Source organism: Cellvibrio zantedeschiae, assembly GCF_014652535.1.
Classification (GTDB): Bacteria; Pseudomonadota; Gammaproteobacteria; order Pseudomonadales; family Cellvibrionaceae; genus Cellvibrio; species Cellvibrio zantedeschiae.
In genome coordinates this window covers 1,340,377-1,358,705 of the sequence record NZ_BMYZ01000001.1, presented here as the reverse complement: position 1 = coordinate 1,358,705, position 18,329 = coordinate 1,340,377, and the positions used below count along the sequence as shown (strand labels likewise).

Below are 18,329 nucleotides of genomic sequence, written 5' to 3'. Positions count from 1 at the left end.
AAGAAAAGAGACTAAAAATATTTATTTCCCAAGGCTGACATTATGAAACCAACGAGCTGGGGTAAAACCCTGGAGTTAGATACTGGACGTCTGTTTGGACGCAATGACAATCTGGAACAAGATAACCAGCCTCCCCTGCGCGCCGAATTATTCAGCGCTGATCAAATGGAGCAACATGGCAGGGCACTTGCCGGCATTCATCATTTAGGTCCCTTGGCAAAAAGTACGCGCTTGCTGGAGCGCCTCGATGACAACGAGCAAGTGTTACTCGATTGTCGCGCGCTGCTCACTGAAACAGTAAAAACCAAAACTCGCATTGCACCCGCGGGCGAGTGGTTGCTCGATAATTTTTATTTAATCGAAGAACAAATTCGCACTGCACGCAAACATCTTCCCAAACGTTTTAACCGCGAACTGCCACGATTAGCCGATGGCCCCTCAGAAGGTTTACCCCGTGTTTACGATTTAGCCTTAGCGGTTATTTCTCACGGAGATGGCCGTATAGATATAGAAACCCTGAGCCGATTTATTGCAGCCTATCAAACACTCAACCCCTTAACCTTGGGTGAACTTTGGGCCACGCCGATTATGTTGCGGCTCGCGCTAATTGAAAATTTACGACGTGTTGCTGCACGCATTAGCAGCTCACGCGAATATTTTAATAAAGCCCAGGAATGGGCGAATTCCATGATTGAAATAGCCGAGCGCGATCCAAAAAATTTGATTGTGGTTATCGCCGATATGGCGCGTTCCAATCCACCTATGGTGAGTTCATTTGTGGCGGAACTTACTCGCCGTTTACAAGGCCACGGCCCCGCTCTTGCATTGCCGCTTACCTGGATTGAGCAACGCCTTGCCGAATCCAGTTTAACGATTGAACAAATGGTTTTAATTGAAACCCAGCAACAAGCTGCTGATCAGGTTTCAATTAGCAATAGCATTGGCAGCTTGCGTGTGTTGGGTGCAACTGATTGGCGCTACTTTGTGGAAGCAATGAGTGTGGTTGAAAAAACTTTGCATCAGGACCCTGCGGATATTTATCGAAAAATGGATTTTGCAACACGCGACTCTTATCGTCGTGTGATTGATAATCTTGCCAAGCACAGCAAATTTTCGGAAGGAGAAATTGCAAACTCTGCCATTCAACTTGCACATGCATCCGCTAATAAAAGCGATCCTGATAAAGCGCACACTGCCCACGTAGGTTACTACCTTGTTGATAAGGGTTTACCACAGCTAGAGCGAGCCGTAAGAGCGCGCTTACCCATAATGACTGGTTTGCGACGTATTGCCGGGTATTTCCCCTTAAGCCTGCATGTAGGCAGTATTGTGCTGCTCACGCTGCTTTTTTCCAGTGGTTTGTTAGCGCAAGTGCGAGCGAGTGACGTCGATGGTTGGCCCTTGTGGGTAATAGGTATTTTGGCCTTAATTGCTACTAGCCAGTTGGCTTCAGCGCTGGTGAATTGGCTGGCTATGATGATGGTCAAACCAACCTTGTTGCCACGCATGAACTTTGACGACGGCTTGCCCAAGGATGCTCGCACCATGGTGGTAATTCCCACCCTGCTTTGCTCCATTGAGCACACCGATGAGTTGCTGGAAGCTCTTGAAGTTCGCTTCCTCGGCAACCGCGACGCCAACTTATATTTCGCTTTGCTCACAGATTTTGGTGATGCCGCTGAAGAAGTTTTGCCTTCCGATTCAACTCTATTGGAGTACGCGCAGAAAGGTATTGAACGGCTCAATGAAAAGTATCCGCTAATCGATACATTTGATGGCGACACTCGCATTGAGCCAGAGACAAGCCGCTTTTTTTTATTCCATCGCCCGCGTTTATGGAACGCGGTGGATCAGGTGTGGATGGGCCACGAGCGTAAGCGCGGCAAGCTTGCTGATCTCAACGCTTTTTTGCGCGCAGATGCGGACAACGACCAAGCGGCACGGGCGAAGTTTTCACTGATTGTGGGCAAGACCGCAAAACTGCACGAATTGAAATACATCATAACGCTGGATACGGATACCCAACTGCCACGCGATAGCGCCCGTGAATTTGTGGGCACCATGGCTCATCCGCTAAATCGTCCACGCTTTGATAAAAATAAACGCTGTGTCATTGGTGGCTACGGAATTTTACAGCCTCGTATTGCCGCCAGTATGGCGGGCGCAAACCGCTCAGTGTATGCGCGCTTATTTGGCAGTGAACCGGGTATTGACCCCTACACTCGCTCGGTTTCCGATATTTACCAGGACTTGTTTAACGAAGGTTCGTTTATCGGCAAAGGAATTTACGACATAGATGCATTTGAGTTCACACTCAAAGATCGCCTGCCAGAAAATCGAATCCTCAGCCATGACTTGTTGGAAGGTTGCCATGCACGCTCTGGCCTTATTAGCGATGTTCAACTCTTAGAGGAATATCCCACCCATTACACCGCCGATGTTACCCGCCGCTCGCGCTGGATTCGCGGTGACTGGCAAATCGCCAGTTGGATTTTACCGCGTGTGCCCGGCGCTAATGGCAAAAGTGCAGGGAATCCGCTGTCTGCCTTATCGCGCTGGAAAATTATGGACAATTTGGTGCGCAGCCTCGCGCCCATAGCGCTCCTGTTATTGCTCCTGCTCGGCTGGTGCATTGCGGGTGATGTCTGGTTTTGGACGCTCACGGTTACCGGCATTATTCTCATCCCAACGCTGCTGTTTGCGGTGGTAGATACCTTGATAAAGCCAGAGGAAGTGAGCCTTCAGGAACATCTTGCGGCGGTAGTGAAATCTGCTGCACGCAATGTTGCCCAAGCGGCGTTTCGTTTAGGCTGCTTGCCGCACGAGGCGCTCTATAGCCTTGCCGCTATTTTATGTAGCATGGGCCGAGTGCTGTTTACCCGTCGCCTGTTGCTGGAATGGAACGTTTACTCCTACAACAGTGACGCCTCCAGCCTGCCCGAAACCGCCAGGATCATGTGGTCCAATTATGCGATAAGCATAATCGCCATACTCGGCCTCAGCTTGCTCAATCCATTTGGCTTGGTGGCTGCAGCACCGGTTATTTTGCTGTGGTTGGCAACGCCCTATATTGCCTGGAAAATCAGCCAACCTGCAGAGCCAAAAGCCGCTGATTTACCGAGCCGCGACCTGGTGTTTCTGCGCAAAATTGCGCGAAAAACCTGGGCTTTCTTTGATCGTTTTGTCACAGCGGAAGATAACTGGCTGCCGCCGGATAACATGCAGGAAGACCCCGGTCCCATCATTGCGCACCGAACCTCGCCTACCAATATAGGCTTGGCATTGCTTTCCAATCTTACCGCTTACGATTTTGGCTACAGTACTACCGGTGAGCTTCTTGTTCGTACCACCGACACATTTGACACCATGGGTAAAATGGAACGGCACTTCGGCCATTTCTATAACTGGTACGACACCCGTAACCTCCAACCTTTGCCCCCGCGTTACATCTCCACCGTAGACAGTGGCAATCTGGTGGGCCATTTACTGACCTTACGTGCGGGGCTTATCGATCTACCCAAACACCCGATTACAGGACCACAGGTGTTTGATGGATTGATGGATACCTTGTTGATACTGGCAGACAACTCCCCCTTGCCCCATCAGCCTTTGATTGCACAGCTAATCAATTTGGTAAAAGCCGCTTCAAACGCTCAACCCAACACATTGAAAGGCATGCTGCATTTCCTGAACCCCATTCTCGCGGGCTCGGCGATGGTCAGTGAACAATTTGATACATTGCTGGATACCGAGGCCGGTTTTTGGGCGCAGGCTTTTATCCGGCAAACCGGTGCTGTTCACAAAGAATTATTCTTCCTCGCGCCCTGGCTGGAACTAGCTGATCCCCCGTCAAATATCGCGCACCTCAATGACTTTGACCGCATTCCCACCTTGGAGGAACTGGCTCGCTACGAGGACGTTTTGCTCGCCCACCAAATACTGGCCACCAGCCTTGTTCCCAACCCCGAATTCACGCTCGCGGAACAAGCATGGCTTGATGAAAAACGCGGTTTTTACAGGGTGGCCCATGAACGCGCCAAAGAACGCATCAAGACAATTAACCAGCTAGTGGCACAGAGCACTGACTTCGCCACTATCGATTACGAATTTTTGTACGACCCCAACCGCAAGCTCCTGGCCATTGGTTACAACGTAGATGATTTCCGCCGCGATGCCAGCTTCTATGATTTGCTCGCCTCGGAAGCACGTTTGTGTAATTTCATTGCCATCGCCCAGGACCAGTTGCCGCAAGAGAGTTGGTTTGCCCTTGGCCGCCTGCGCACCAGTACGGGTGGTGAGCCGACCCTGGTGTCCTGGAGCGGCTCCATGTTCGAATACCTCATGCCCATGCTGGTGATGCCTACCTATGACAATACACTGCTCGACCAAACCTGCCGCGGTGCCGTTGCGCGCCAAATTGCCTATGGTAAACAGCGTGGTTTGCCCTGGGGAATCTCGGAATCTGGCTACAACACGGTTGATGCTTCACTGAATTACCAATATCACGCCTTTGGTGTGCCCGGGCTTGGATTAAAGCGCGGCTTGTCTGAAGACACAGTAATTGCCCCTTATGCAACGGTGATGGCGCTTATGGTTGACCCTGAGTCAGCTTGCGATAATTTGCGCCGTCTTTCAGCCATTGGTTTAGAGGGGCGCTACGGATTTTATGAGGCCATGGATTACACACCCGCCCGCTTAAACCGTGGCCAAACCAACGCGCTTATTTGCTCTTTCATGGTTCATCACCAAGGCATGAGTTTGTTGTCACTCGCCTATGTCTTGTTGAACCGCCCCATGCAAGCCCGCTTCGAATCAGACCCGGCCTTACAATCGACCTTGCTGCTCTTGCAAGAGCGAATCCCAAAACGCACTGTCATCCACAACCGCAGCGCGGAAGATAACGAAGGCAGCGCTTTCTTCGATACCACCGAAGGTTCGGTCCACACAGCGATTGGCGCGGACACCCCAACCCCGGATGTGCAGTTGCTCTCCAACGGTCGCTACCAAGTTATGCTTACCAACGCGGGCGGAGGCTATAGCCGCTGGCGTGAATTTGCCGTGACGCGCTGGCGCGAGGACACCACCTGCGACAGTTGGGGTAGTTTTATTTATGTGCGGGATGTGGAGAGCGCAGATTTCTGGTCGGCAGCCCATCAACCCACTTTGAAACGCGCCGATAGCTACGCCGCCATGTTTAGCGAAGGCCGTGCGGAATATCGCCGTCGCGATAGCGATATCGAAACCTATTCGGAAATCGTGGTATCTCCTGAGGACGATATTGAATTGCGCCGGGTGCGCATCACCAACCGCTCAGGTCGCCGCCGCGTCATAGAAGTCACTAGCTATGCAGAAGTTGTATTGGGCACCCAAGCCGCCGATGCAACCCAAACTGCTTTTGGCAAACTCTTTGTGCAGACGGAAATTTTGCCTAACAACCGCGCCCTGCTCTGTACCAAGCGCCCCCGTTCTGCCGAAGAATTCACGCCCTGGATGTTCCACTTGCTCGCCGTTCAGGGCGGCGAAGTGACTAAAGTTTCTTACGAAACTGATCGCCTTAAATTCATTGGCCGTGGCCGTACGCTCGTATCACCCAAAGCCTTGACCGAGACAGATGAATTATCGGGCAGCCAGGGATCGGTGCTGGATCCAGTGGTGGCAATTCGCTGCCAGATAGTGCTGGAAGCCGATCAATGGATAACGCTCAACTATGTTACCGGCGCTGCTGTTAGCCGCGATGCCAGCATGATAATGATTGAGAAGTATCAGGATTATCATTTTGCGGACCGCGCTTTTGACCTGGCCGCAACCCATAGCGGCGTGACCTTGCGCCAGATTAACGCCAACGAATCAGACGCACTTCTGTATCGTCGCCTCGCCCGCTCGGTCATTTACAGCCATTCTGGCCTGCGTGCCGATCCCGCAATCATCCAGCAAAATCGTCGGGGCCAATCTGGTTTGTGGGGTTATGCAATCTCCGGCGACTTACCCATAGTACTTTTGAAAATCGCCAACAGCGACCATATCGAACTGGCTCGCCAGCTTATTCAATGCCACATTTACTGGCGTATGAAAGGCCTGATGGTGGATCTGGTTATTTGGAACGAGGATCACGCGGGTTATCGTCAACGTCTGCAAGACCAAATTATTGGCCTGATTGCAACCGGCACCGAAGCCAATACCATTGACCGACCCGGCGGTATTTTCGTGCGCTCTGCGGAGCAAATCTCCCATGAAGACCGCGTGCTTTTGCAATCGGTAGCGCGGGTAATTGTCGCAGACGGACGCGGCACTTTACTTGAGCAGATCAATCGCCGCCCACCGGTAGAAAAGCGCATCCCGCGCTTAAAACCCAGCCGTCGCTACCGAGCCGAAGAACCGCAAGATTTGCCCCTACCCGATCTGCGCTTGCGCAACCCGTTTGGCGGCTTTAGCGCCGACGGACGCGAATACGTCATAGTCACCCATCCTGACCAGGTCACACCCCTGCCGTGGGTAAATGTACTCGCCAATCCTAACTTTGGCAGCGTGGTGACCGAAAGCGGCCTCGCCTACACCTGGAGCGAGAACGCCCATGAATATCGCCTTACGCCCTGGAGCGATGATGCCGTTGGCGCTACCGGCGGCGAAGCGATTTACCTGCGCGATGAAGAAACCGGCCATTTCTGGTCACCTTCGCCCCTGCCATGCCGCAGCAAAACGCCTTACATAACGCGTCACGGTTTTGGGTATAGCGTGTTTGAACATATTGAAGATGGGATTGTTTCCGAGCTTTGGGTCTACGTGGATCTGGTCGAATCGGTGAAATATTCCGTGCTCAAAGTGCGCAATCAATCCGGCCGCAACCGCCGCTTATCAGCAACTGGTTATGTGGAATGGGTGCTGGGTGATTTACGCAGCAAAACAGCTATGCACGTAGTCACCGAAATCGATGCTACCAGCGGAGCTTTGTTTGCCTACAACGCCTACAGCACCGAATTTGGCAGTCGCGTTTCTTTTTTCGATGTGGATGATATATCGCGCACCCTGAGCGGTGACCGTACAGAATTCCTTGGCCGCAACGGCTCAATCTCTAACCCCGATGCCATGAGCCGAGTGCAGCTCTCCGGCAGACTGGGTGCTGCGTTTGATCCCTGCGGTGCGATTCAAGTCCCGTTTGAGCTGGGCAACGGCCAAAGTCGCGAGCTGATTTTCCGTCTGGGCTCCGGCCACGATCTCACCCAGACACGTGCGCTGGCACAACGCCTGCGCCTGACCGGCACTGCACGCGCCGCGTTGCAACGGGTTCAGGCTTACTGGCAACAAACCCTTAGTGCCGTGCAAGTTGAAACACCCGACGAATCCATCAATATGCTTGCCAATGGTTGGCTCATGTATCAAACCCTGGCTTGCCGCATTTGGGCCCGTAGCGGCTATTACCAGTCTGGCGGCGCGTACGGTTTCCGCGATCAATTGCAAGACACCATGGCGCTGGTACATACGCGCCCTGAGCTAATGCGGGAACACTTAATACGCAGCGCGCAACGCCAATATCCGCAGGGCGATGTACAACATTGGTGGCACCCACCCATTGGTCGCGGTGTGCGCACACGGTGCTCGGATGATTACCTGTGGTTGCCCGCAGCCGTTTGTCGCTACGTGCAGGCCACGGGCGATACCAGTGTGCTGGATGAACGCTTGCACTTCCTCGACGGTCGCGAACTTAATCCTGATGAGGAATCCTATTACGACCTGCCCGGCCACTCTGCCGAGGCAGCCACCGTTTACCAGCATTGCCAACGCGCCATACAACATGGTTTACGCTATGGCGAGCACGGCATTCCACTTATGGGATCGGGTGACTGGAACGACGGCATGAACCTGGTGGGCATTCACGGCAAGGGCGAAAGCGTTTGGCTCGGGTTCTTCCTGTACGATGTGCTCGTCAAATTTGCGGATTTGGCAGGTATTTATAACGACCAGGCTTACGTTGAGTTCTGTGAAAAAGAAGCCTTCCAGCTTCGCCGTAATCTGGAAATGCACGCCTGGGACGGCGCCTGGTACAAGCGCGCCTGGTTTGACGATGGCACTGCGCTTGGCACAGCAACCAATAGTGAGTGCGCTATAGATTCCATTTCCCAAAGCTGGTCTGTGCTTTCGGGTGCTGGTAGCGATACACATTCGCAAACCGCTATGGAATCTCTGGATAAACATTTGGTGCGCCGCGATCACGGCTTGATCCAGTTGCTAAACCCACCCTTCGACAAGTCCACCATGAACCCCGGCTATATCAAAGGCTATGTTCCCGGTGTACGCGAAAACGGCGGCCAATATACGCACGCAGCAGTTTGGGCAATTATGGCCTTTGCAGCGCTGGGCGACAGCAAACGCGCCTGGGAATTACTCACACTTATCAACCCTTTGAACCACACCGATACCGAGGAGACGCTCAACATTTACAAGGCCGAACCCTATGTAGTCGCCGCCGATGTGTACGGCGTTGCGCCCCATATTGGTCGCGGTGGATGGAGCTGGTACACAGGCTCCGCCGGGCTTTTCTATCGCCTGATTATTGAATCGCTTTTGGGCATTAGCCGTGTTGGTAACCAGTTGCACATTAACCCGTGCATTCCAGAAAACTGGCCGGGTTACAAGGTGAGCTACCGCTTTGGCAAAAGCCTTTATCACATTGCAATTACCCAAAGCACGGGCAAACCGGTGCTGACATTAAATGGCGTGTTAGTTGGCAAGGATTATTTGAATTTGGTGGACGATGGCTTGGAGCACCAGGCGGACTTGAGTGGTAGCTTTCAAAAAAACTAGTTTAATTTCGCGGGGAAAAATTGTGGCTAGACCTGGATACCGAAATTAAACTAAGCTGCACACCAACAACTTTTTTGCACACTGAAAATGCCCCTGACTCGCTACTCACATCTTCTGATCGCATTTCTGCTCTTGGCCTTTACCTGCCAAGTATTATCCAATGCGGCTATGAGATGTGAGTTAGAAACATCAACGCAGATTTCAGCCAGCAATTCAGACACACGCTCACATCATCACATGAGTGAATTGCCAATGCATGACATGGCAGCTATGTCTCATGCGGATGATGTAGAGCATCATGCGGATCATTCGCCACAAAAACATCACACGTCAGATTGCTGCAAAAACATGGGGCACTGCGCAATGGGTTCTTGCTCATTGGCAACCGCTAATAGCAACCCGATTTTATGGGTACTTAAGTCAACTACCCTCGTAGTAGATTTTTATTCAGGCAAACTTCCCGCTCCGCATATTTCTTCCCTCTATCGACCTCCCATTTTCAGCTAATACGGCACAGCTACGTCTTAAAATAGCTACGCCCTAAAAAAAAAGCGTTTAAAAGCACACATATATTCTTATCGAAAAATCGATTACTTATCATGAGCTGAAAACAGGAGGCTCAATGAACACTTTTAATTCACCACCGATATCTCGCAGACATTTCGTACTAGGTGCATCCTCAGCTGTTGCATTAACTGCACTGCCATTCTCACAAGCACTTTCAGCGGAAACTTTTTTAAATTCAAAAAACAGCGAGGTTAAAATTTTAAGCGGTAACCAGTTTGATTTGCAGATTGGCTACCAAACTGTGAATTACACCGGTAAAAATTCAATCGCTACTACTGTTAATGGCAGCTTGCCCGCACCTATTTTGCGCTGGAAAGAAGGTGAACGCGTGCGCTTGCGCGTGACTAACAATTTACATGAGGACAGCTCAATTCATTGGCACGGAATTATTTTGCCTTCCACCATGGACGGTTCCCCCGGCTTTGATTTTGCGGGCATAAAACCCGGCGAAACATTTGAATATGAGTTCGACGTAAAACAAAGCGGCACCTACTGGTATCACAGCCATTCCGGTTTTCAGGAACAAACTGGTTTGCTGGGCGCGATTATTATTGACCCCAAAGAGCCCGACCCGATTAGTTATGATCGCGACTTGGTTATTTTATTGAGTGACTGGACCGATACAGCGCCCGCAAAAATTTATTCGCGACTCAAGAAAATGAGCCACTACTACAACTACCGCGAACGCACTATTGCAGATACATGGGCAGATATTAAAGCCAATGGCATTGCACAAACCTGGAGCGAACGCGCCATGTGGAATCGCATGCGCATGAGCGATACAGATATTGCAGACGTTAGTGGTTACACTTATTTAATGAATGGTGTAAGCCCTGCCCAAAACTGGACTGGCTTTTGTAAACCCGGCGAAAAAATTCGTTTGCGATTTATCAATGGCGCGGCCATGACTATTTTTGATGTGCGTATTCCCAGATTAAAAATGACAGTCGTTGCTGCTGATGGCCAAGCAGTTCAACCGGTAATTGTTGATGAATTTCGTATAGGCAATGCCGAAACCTATGATGTGATAGTGACACTGGATACAGATAAAGCTCACACACTTTTCGCACAAACCATAGATCGTACCGGCTTCACCTGCGGCATACTCACAACCAATTTAAACCTGCGCGCTGAAATTCCCGCGCTTGATGCAGCACCTGTTCTTGGTCATCAGGATATGGGAATGGATATGTCTGGGATGGATCACAGTAATCACACAGCGCCTGCAAAGATTGATCACAGTCTTCACGATATGAATACTGCGAACAAGAGCGAACCAGACCATAGTCATCACAATATGAATGCTGCTGAAATGGATCACAGTGGCCATGACATGAGTGCGATGGAAGGCATGGATCACAGCAATCACAATATGCATGCGACACCATCTTCCGTTATGGAAAATCTCGCAAAGGCCGGATTCGGGAGCAATTTCGATCAGGGCAGCAAATCTACTCACTACGCTACAGAATTTGGCCCCCATGTAGATATGCATTCGGAAATGCCGCGTAGCGGTTTAAATGATCCGGGTATTGGTTTGCGCGATCACCAGGAAAAATATAATCGTAAAGTTCTTCGTTATGCTGATTTACGCAGCTTGCATCCCACACAAGACAAACGCCAACCTACACGGGAAATTGAGTTGCATCTCAACGGAAATATGCATCGCTACATGTGGTCAATTAACGGCGAAAGTTTTATGAATGCCGCGCCCATAGAACTAACTTACGGAGAACGCATACGTATTATTTTGGTTAACGACACTATGATGACACACCCTATTCACTTGCACGGTATGTGGAGTGAACTTGAAACCGGTGACCCGGATTTTATTCCGCGCAAGCACACGATACTCGTGCAACCGGGTTCAAAAATTAGTTACTTAGTCACTGCCGATGCAAAAGGTCGTTGGGCTTATCACTGCCATTTGCTTTACCACATGCTCGGCATGATGCGTATGGTTAAGGTGGTGTAGGAGATAAATATGAATTTGAAAAATACATTTACAATTTTCTCCATAACCTTTTGTATTTCTACTACTCTCGCAAGCAATTATGCATACAGTCACGAGCATGATGACCCATTACTAGCAAGCCTGGTATTGGATAAATTGGAATTTACTAGCGAAGAAACCAGCCTTGAGGCTGATGCATGGATTGGTAAAGATATAAATAAACTCTGGCTAAAAACGGATATAAAAATCCATGACAAAAAAACTGAACACGCTGAACTGCAAGCGCTTTATAGTCATGCCATATCGCCTTATTGGGATCTACAAACAGGGATTCGAAAAGATATCGAACCCTCGCCATCCCGAACCTGGGGAGTTGTTGGAGTGCAAGGCCTGGCTCCCTATTTTTTTGAAATAGATGCGGCGATATTTGTGGGCGAAGCTGGCCGTACTGCTGCGCGTTTTTCAGCAGAATACGATGTGTTAATTACCCAAAATTTAATTCTTTCACCTGAAATACAAATTAATTTTTATGGACAAGGTGATGCAGCGACATCTACTGGCTCAGGCTTATCCGATGCAGAAGCAGGGTTGCGTTTACGCTATGAAATTTGCCGCGAATTCGCCCCCTATATTGGTGTGAATTGGAGTAAAAAATTCGGTAAAACGGCTGACAGCTTTGAACGACAAGGGAATTCAATTTCTGATACAAGTTTAGTCGCAGGGGCCGCTTTTTGGTTCTGAGGTCGTTGTGAGAGTATTTCTGTGGAAAAGCCCACAAGGAAAGGATAATTTCCTTGTTTGGGTTTTCCACCGTCTATAATATTTACTAACCAAATTTTCGCTAATATATTTCCATCTTGCATATTCTGATAAATCTATATGACCGATACCCAAGCTGCCATAACGACCCTCAATATCCAGAGCGAGGAATACTTTCGCTCCATGGCGGATGCCATTCCCCTTATCGTATGGACGGCAAAAGCAAATGGTGAAGTAGATTTCTTCAACCACCGCTGGGAAAGCTACACCGGGCTCACAGTAGAACAAACCAAAGGCTGGGACTGGTCGCCAGTGTTGCACCCGGATGATTTGCCAAATTGTCTCTCCGTATGGAAGAACGCACTGGCAACTGGCGAGCCATTCGAAATTGAATATAGGTTCAAACGAGCAGATAGCGCCTACCGCTGGCACTTGGGGCGCGGCCTACCCTTTAAAGATTCGTCAGGCAAGATCATTAAATGGTTTGGTGTGTGTGCAGATATTGAAGACCAGATAAGCTCAAAAGTTTTACTGGATAAGGCTTATCGCGAAATTGAAAAAACTGTTGCAGATCGCACTGCAGAGCTTGCATCTGCCAATCAACAGTTAGCGCGCCATAACGAAATTCGCAAAGCGGCGGTGGAAGCGCTACAACGCGACTCATCACGCTTGAATGAAATTATCGCCACCCAAACCATGCTCGCTAAAGCGGATCTCGACCTCGACGCATTTATTAAGCTCGTCGTTGAACGCATGGCAATTCTTACCAACGCGACTGGCACCGTAGTGGAAATGGTAGATGGCGATGAAATGGTTTATACCGCCGCTCATGGAACAGTCGCCCAACACGTGGGTATGCGGCTAAAAATTGGTGAAAGTCTCTCCGGGCTATGCATTCGCAGCCGCGAAGTATTGAATTGTATTGATACTGAAAATGACCCTCGGGTAAACCTCGAAGCTTGCCGAAAAGTCAAAGCTGGGGCCATGGTGGTTGCTCCTTTGTTTAACTCGGGCACTCCGGTAGGTGTCCTCAAAATTATGGCTACTGAAGCCAACTCTTTTACAGATCGTGATTTGCAAACCCTGCGTTTAATGGCAGGCCTTATTGGTGCCGCGATTGGCCATCAAGCTGATTACGACACTAACCGACGTTTACTTTCCGAGCGCACCGAAGCAGTAGCCGCACTAGAGAGAGAAATTGCACGCCGTATCGAAATTGAACAAGCAGTGCGCGAAAACGAACTGCGTACGCGCATGATTTTAGAAAGTTCTTACGATGCATTTATCGCTATGGACGCCAATGGGGTTATTAGTGATTGGAATCAACAAGCTGAAATTACATTTGGATGGACGCGCCAGGAGGCTATAGGCTCAATCCTGGGAGACCTCGTCATACCCGAACGTTTCCGGCAGGCTCACACCGAAGGGATGAAACGATTTGTGGCAACCGGGGTTGCTAACGTTTTAGGCAAACGTATTGAATTACCGGGCTTACGAAAAAATGGTGAGGAATTTCCTTTAGAAGTTACCATTCGAGCCCTACCCTATAAAAATGGTTATGAATTCTGTGCATTTTTACGCGATATTACAGATCGCAAACATGCCGAAGAACGCCTGGTTTATCTCGCGCACAATGATGCCCTCACTGGAATACCTAATCGCAGTTTATTTAACGACAGGCTCACAGAAGCCATGTTGCGCAGTAAACGGACAGGTGATTTGTTGGCGCTTATGTATTTGGATGTCGATAAATTTAAATCAATAAATGACACCTACGGTCACGCCACCGGCGATGCATTACTGATTGAGTTTTCGCAACGTTTGCGAGCCTCTGTACGAGCATCAGACACAGTTGCGCGTTTGGGCGGTGATGAATTCACCATCATTGCTGAATCAATAGCCAGTGATCCAGACGCTGAGCAAATCGCCAATAAAATTATTCAGAACGTACAAAAGGCAATGAATATTAATAACGTCGAATTAAATGTCACTACCAGTATCGGTGTTGCTTTTTATCGCGGTGAGAATATGGATAAAGATCAACTCGTAAACAACGCTGACCGCGCGCTTTATCGAGCGAAGCAAGCAGGTCGCAATTGTTTTAGTCTGTAGCCCTATATTAAACAACCTATTTTGGCCGTCACCCAACTGTAATTAAATCGTCACCTTTCCTACTTAAAACGTTCATATTTGCAGTCTACTTTAGCGACAGCTTAAGGAGGCTACTATGAAAAAACTCTTACTTTGCACCACCATTTCAATAATATTAACCGCCTGCGGCGGTTCATCAAACACATCTGTAACTGTAGAACCTTCACCTGTCCCAACAACCAAGCCTAAAAATGTATTGTTCTTTTTAGGTGATGGAATGGGTATTACCACCTTAACCGCAGCACGCATTTACGGTGCCGGTGAAGATGGCAGTTTGACTATCGATACCTTTCCCGAAACAGCATTTGTAAAAACTTTTTCAAACGATGCACAAGTAACAGACTCTGCACCATCCATGGCTGCTTACATGACCGGCGTAAAAATGAATAACGAAGTTATTTCAATGACACCGGAAACCAAAGCCTTTGATGAAAAAGGCGCAAGCTATTTGAAAGGTACAGACAGCATTTGCCCAACAACCAATGGCAAGCCTGTTACCACGCTACTTGAAATAGCAAAATCAAAAGGCATTGCAACCGGAGTTGTAACTACTACACGCGTTACTCACGCAACACCCGCTGCAACTTATTCGCATATTTGTCACCGTGATGCGGAAAATACTATTGCAGCGCAACTTGCTCCTGCTGCGACCGATAAAGGTTACAACGATAAATTGTTAGACGGTGTTGATGTTGTACTCGGCGGTGGTCGTCAATTCTTCCAATCAACATCCGTTGGCGGTAAGCGTACCGATGGCCGCGATTTAATCGCCGAAATGAAAGCGAAAGGTTATACCTACACCAGCAATCAAACTGAATTGAATGCATTCACGCCAACATCAACCAGCAAGTTGCTCGGTTTATTTAATTCAAGCCATATGAATTACGATTTGGTTCGCAACGGTACTGGTGAGCCTAGCTTGTCAGAAATGACCGTGAAAGCCATTCAAACTTTGAAGAAAAATCCTAACGGTATGTTCCTTATGGTTGAAGGTGGCCGTATCGATCACGCGCTGCACGAAACTACCGCAATCAAAGCACTGCAAGACACAATCGCTTTTGATGACGCGATCAAAGCAGCCATTGCCGAAATCAAAAAAACCGATCCTAATTTAGAAAACACTTTGATTGTCGTAACAGCTGACCACGATCACACCTTGGTACTTAACGGTTACGCTGCAAGAACCGGTAAAACCACCGTTAATAATCCTGGCGTTTTGGGTCTGTTGAAAAATTACACCGACGGATCAGTTGCTAAAGATGTGGAAGGCATGCCATTTGGCATTATAGGTTTTGGTAACGGTGAAAATCGTGTTGCAGGCGACCGTAAAAACTTCGCCGCCTTAACCGACACACAAGTATTTGCTGATTCTTATCATCAGGAAGCAGCCATTCCTGTTGCAGCTGGCAGTGAAACTCACGGCGGTACAAACGTATTCCTTGGCGCTATGGGCAAAAATGCAGACTCCTTTGCCGGAGTAATAGACAACACCAAAGTCTTTACGCTAATTCGCAGCGCAATTGACCTGTAATTTCCTGCAGAACCTTCTGTCATAACGTCCAAGACTTATAGGAATAGATCATGAAAAAATTAATACTCGCTGCTGTTTTAGCATCAGCATGTTCGCAGGCAGCCTTCGCCGCTGGCGAAGCAAAAAATGTTATTTTCTTCCTCGGTGACGGCATGGGCCCAACCACTGTAACTGCTGCGCGCATTTACAAATATAAGGAAGAAGGTGAATTGAATATGGAAAAACTCGACGGTAAAACACGTACCGCTCGTATAAAAACTTTTTCTAACGATGCACAAACCACCGACTCAGCGCCATCAATGGCGGCTTATATGACCGGCGTAAAAATGAATAACGAAGTCTTATCCATGTCAGCCGACACCAAAGCTATACGACCTACAGGCGCAGATTCAAACTGCCCTGCTACCGGCAATGGTGTAGCTGTGGATACCATTCTTGAACTCGCAAAAGCAAAAGGAAAATCTGTTGGTGCGGTGACAACCACGCGTGTAACTCACGCAACACCTGCGGCAACTTTTTCTCACATTTGCCATCGCGATGCTGAAAATAATATTGCAGCACAAGCCGTAGTCGGCGGCGCTGGCTACAACCAAAAACTGGGTACAGGTTTGGATGTTTTGTTAGGTGGTGGCCGCGATAACTTCTTGCCAGCCGCAGCAACTGCAAATGGCAAAGGTAAGCGTACCGATGGCCGTGATCTTGTAGCAGAAATGAAAACCGCTGGATACACCTACGCCAATACCGGAAGCAGCCTTGCAGCAATTGATGGCAAAACGACTACCAAATTATTTGGTCTCTTCAACGCAAGCCATATGGAATACGAATTGGATCGCGTTAAGAAAAATATCGACGAGCCAAGCCTTGCAGCCATGACATTAAAAGCCATTGATGTATTAGGGCAAAATTCGCAAGGGTTTTTCCTCATGGTGGAAGGTGGTCGCATCGATCACGCTTTGCACGGCACTAACGCAAAACGTGTGTTGGAAGATACCATCGCTTTTGATGACGCCATTAAAGCGGCCTTGGATGAAATGAAAAAACGCGATCCGGAATTGAAAAACACCTTGATTGTTGTTACTGCCGACCACGATCACACCATGACGTTTAACGGTTACGGTAAACGCGGAAGCAACGTATTAGGTATAGTTAAAAGCTACAAAGACGGCAAAGACTTGTTAGATGTGGACGGTAAAAATTACACCACATTGGTATTCGGTAACGGACCTAATCGCCCAGCGGTACGCAGCACATTGATTGAAGGTTCTGCTGATACAACCCAAGTGTTGCACGATGATTATTTACAAGAATCTGCCGTTAAAACCAGTGTAGGCGGTGAAAGTCACGGTGGCGGCGACGTTATGCTGTTTGCCACAGGTGCCGGTGCTGCGTCAAAGACTTTTAAAGGCACTATCGACAACACCAAAGTATTTAGCTTGATCAATACAGCTTTCGGTTTTTAATTTGGTCGCGGTACATGTTCTACCACTTTGGCTTTAATAAAAGCACCTGATCCCGCGATCAGGTGCTTTCTTTTTTGGAATTGCTATGAAAAAAATTTTAGTGTGTGTTGGTATTTTGTTTTTGGCGAAAGCAGCAATTGCTGCGCCGCTCTCTGCAATTATGACTTTTGAGAGCATGACTCTCACTTCAGACGGGGTGAAAAAACAAACCCAATTCCAGGAGCGTTTTATCCGCGACACCAATGTGATTTGGACCGAACGCATAGTCCCCATGGCAGTTCATCACGATCACGTTCATGAACCAGCATCTGACCACGAACATCATCATGATTTAAATTTCGCTACCGCAGGGAAATGGATTGTACGCGACAATAACAATCAAATTAAATTTGCTTTCGTGCGCAGCGATGAGAAAAAAATTATCGCTCCACGAGTATCCGAATATGGCACCCTTGGTTTTGATGGTGAATGGGAAACCGCTTACTATTTAGTGAACCGTGCGGCCCTGAAGAAAATGCAGATTTTGAAAAAGAGTTCAGCTGAAGGTACTAACTGGTATGAGAAAAAAGACGCCACACAATTTACTCGCATCCTGTGGGACGAACGCAAAGAAATCCCTCTGAGCATTGAAACAACCAGATTTGATGGCACCATGAGCAACAAAATAACCCTGGCCCTCACCCCTGCCCCGTTAACTTTGCCTTGGAGTAAGCTGGCTGCATACCAAACTATCGCTTACGAAGATTTACTCGATTAATTACCGTTATCGCGTCTGCATAGCATCTTTAAACTCCATATAACGACATTTGTGTGCTATTACTATCTAGTACACAAATTCATAGGGTATTCTTTGGAGTGAGATTATGAATATCACAAAAATGCTAGGTTCCTTATTGTTGGCAAGCTTCGTCTGCGCATGTTCACCCAAACAACCCGAGCAACAACCTGCGCAACTACCGGAAAAGAAATCACAAGGCGTACTAACGGATAGCCAACAACAAACGTTGGACAAAGCCAAACAGACGGAAGAGTTATTGGATAAAACCAATAAAGAGAGAATGAAGGAAGTAGATGAGGCCGCAGGCGAGAAATAAATTTCAATACAACA

The 18,329-nt window shown here is 48.5% G+C and carries 9 protein-coding genes; all 9 read left to right on the top strand.

The window, feature by feature from the left end; translation table 11 throughout:
• Positions 1 to 42: 42 nt before the first annotated feature.
• The 9 genes from IE104_RS06005 (at position 43) to IE104_RS05965 (ending at position 18,315) form a co-directional block, all read left to right on the top strand.
• Positions 43 to 8,799 carry a glycoside hydrolase family 94 protein gene (locus IE104_RS06005; protein WP_189416712.1) on the top strand — a complete coding sequence of 2,919 codons (8,757 nt, stop codon included), beginning with the start codon at positions 43 to 45 and terminating at the stop codon, positions 8,797 to 8,799.
• 237 nt (positions 8,800 to 9,036) lie between these two features.
• Positions 9,037 to 9,306: a hypothetical protein gene (locus tag IE104_RS06000; protein WP_189416710.1), complete on the top strand. Its 270-nt coding sequence runs from the start codon at positions 9,037 to 9,039 to the stop codon at positions 9,304 to 9,306.
• A 115-nt stretch (positions 9,307 to 9,421) separates the two neighbouring features.
• Positions 9,422 to 11,341, top strand: a complete 1,920-nt coding sequence (locus IE104_RS05995; RefSeq protein ID WP_189416708.1) for a copper resistance system multicopper oxidase — start codon at positions 9,422 to 9,424, stop codon at positions 11,339 to 11,341.
• Between the two features lie 9 nt (positions 11,342 to 11,350).
• A complete protein-coding gene (locus IE104_RS05990) occupies positions 11,351 to 12,061 on the top strand; it encodes a copper resistance protein B (protein WP_189416706.1) in 711 nt (236 codons plus the stop codon).
• A 138-nt stretch (positions 12,062 to 12,199) separates the two neighbouring features.
• Complete coding sequence (locus IE104_RS05985; protein ID WP_189416704.1) at positions 12,200 to 14,191, top strand: diguanylate cyclase domain-containing protein; 1,992 nt, start codon at positions 12,200 to 12,202, stop codon at positions 14,189 to 14,191.
• A 115-nt stretch (positions 14,192 to 14,306) separates the two neighbouring features.
• Positions 14,307 to 15,761: an alkaline phosphatase gene (locus IE104_RS05980; RefSeq protein ID WP_189416698.1), complete on the top strand. Its 1,455-nt coding sequence runs from the start codon at positions 14,307 to 14,309 to the stop codon at positions 15,759 to 15,761.
• A 50-nt stretch (positions 15,762 to 15,811) separates the two neighbouring features.
• Entirely contained in the window at positions 15,812 to 17,221 is a 1,410-nt protein-coding gene (locus IE104_RS05975; RefSeq protein ID WP_189416696.1) for an alkaline phosphatase, read from the top strand.
• 85 nt (positions 17,222 to 17,306) lie between these two features.
• Positions 17,307 to 17,978, top strand: coding sequence for a hypothetical protein (locus tag IE104_RS05970; RefSeq protein ID WP_189416695.1), 672 nt, complete (start codon positions 17,307 to 17,309; stop codon positions 17,976 to 17,978).
• A 106-nt stretch (positions 17,979 to 18,084) separates the two neighbouring features.
• Positions 18,085 to 18,315 (top strand): hypothetical protein, encoded by a 231-nt coding sequence (locus IE104_RS05965; protein ID WP_189416693.1) that lies wholly within the window; start codon positions 18,085 to 18,087, stop codon positions 18,313 to 18,315.
• Positions 18,316 to 18,329: the final 14 nt, after the last annotated feature.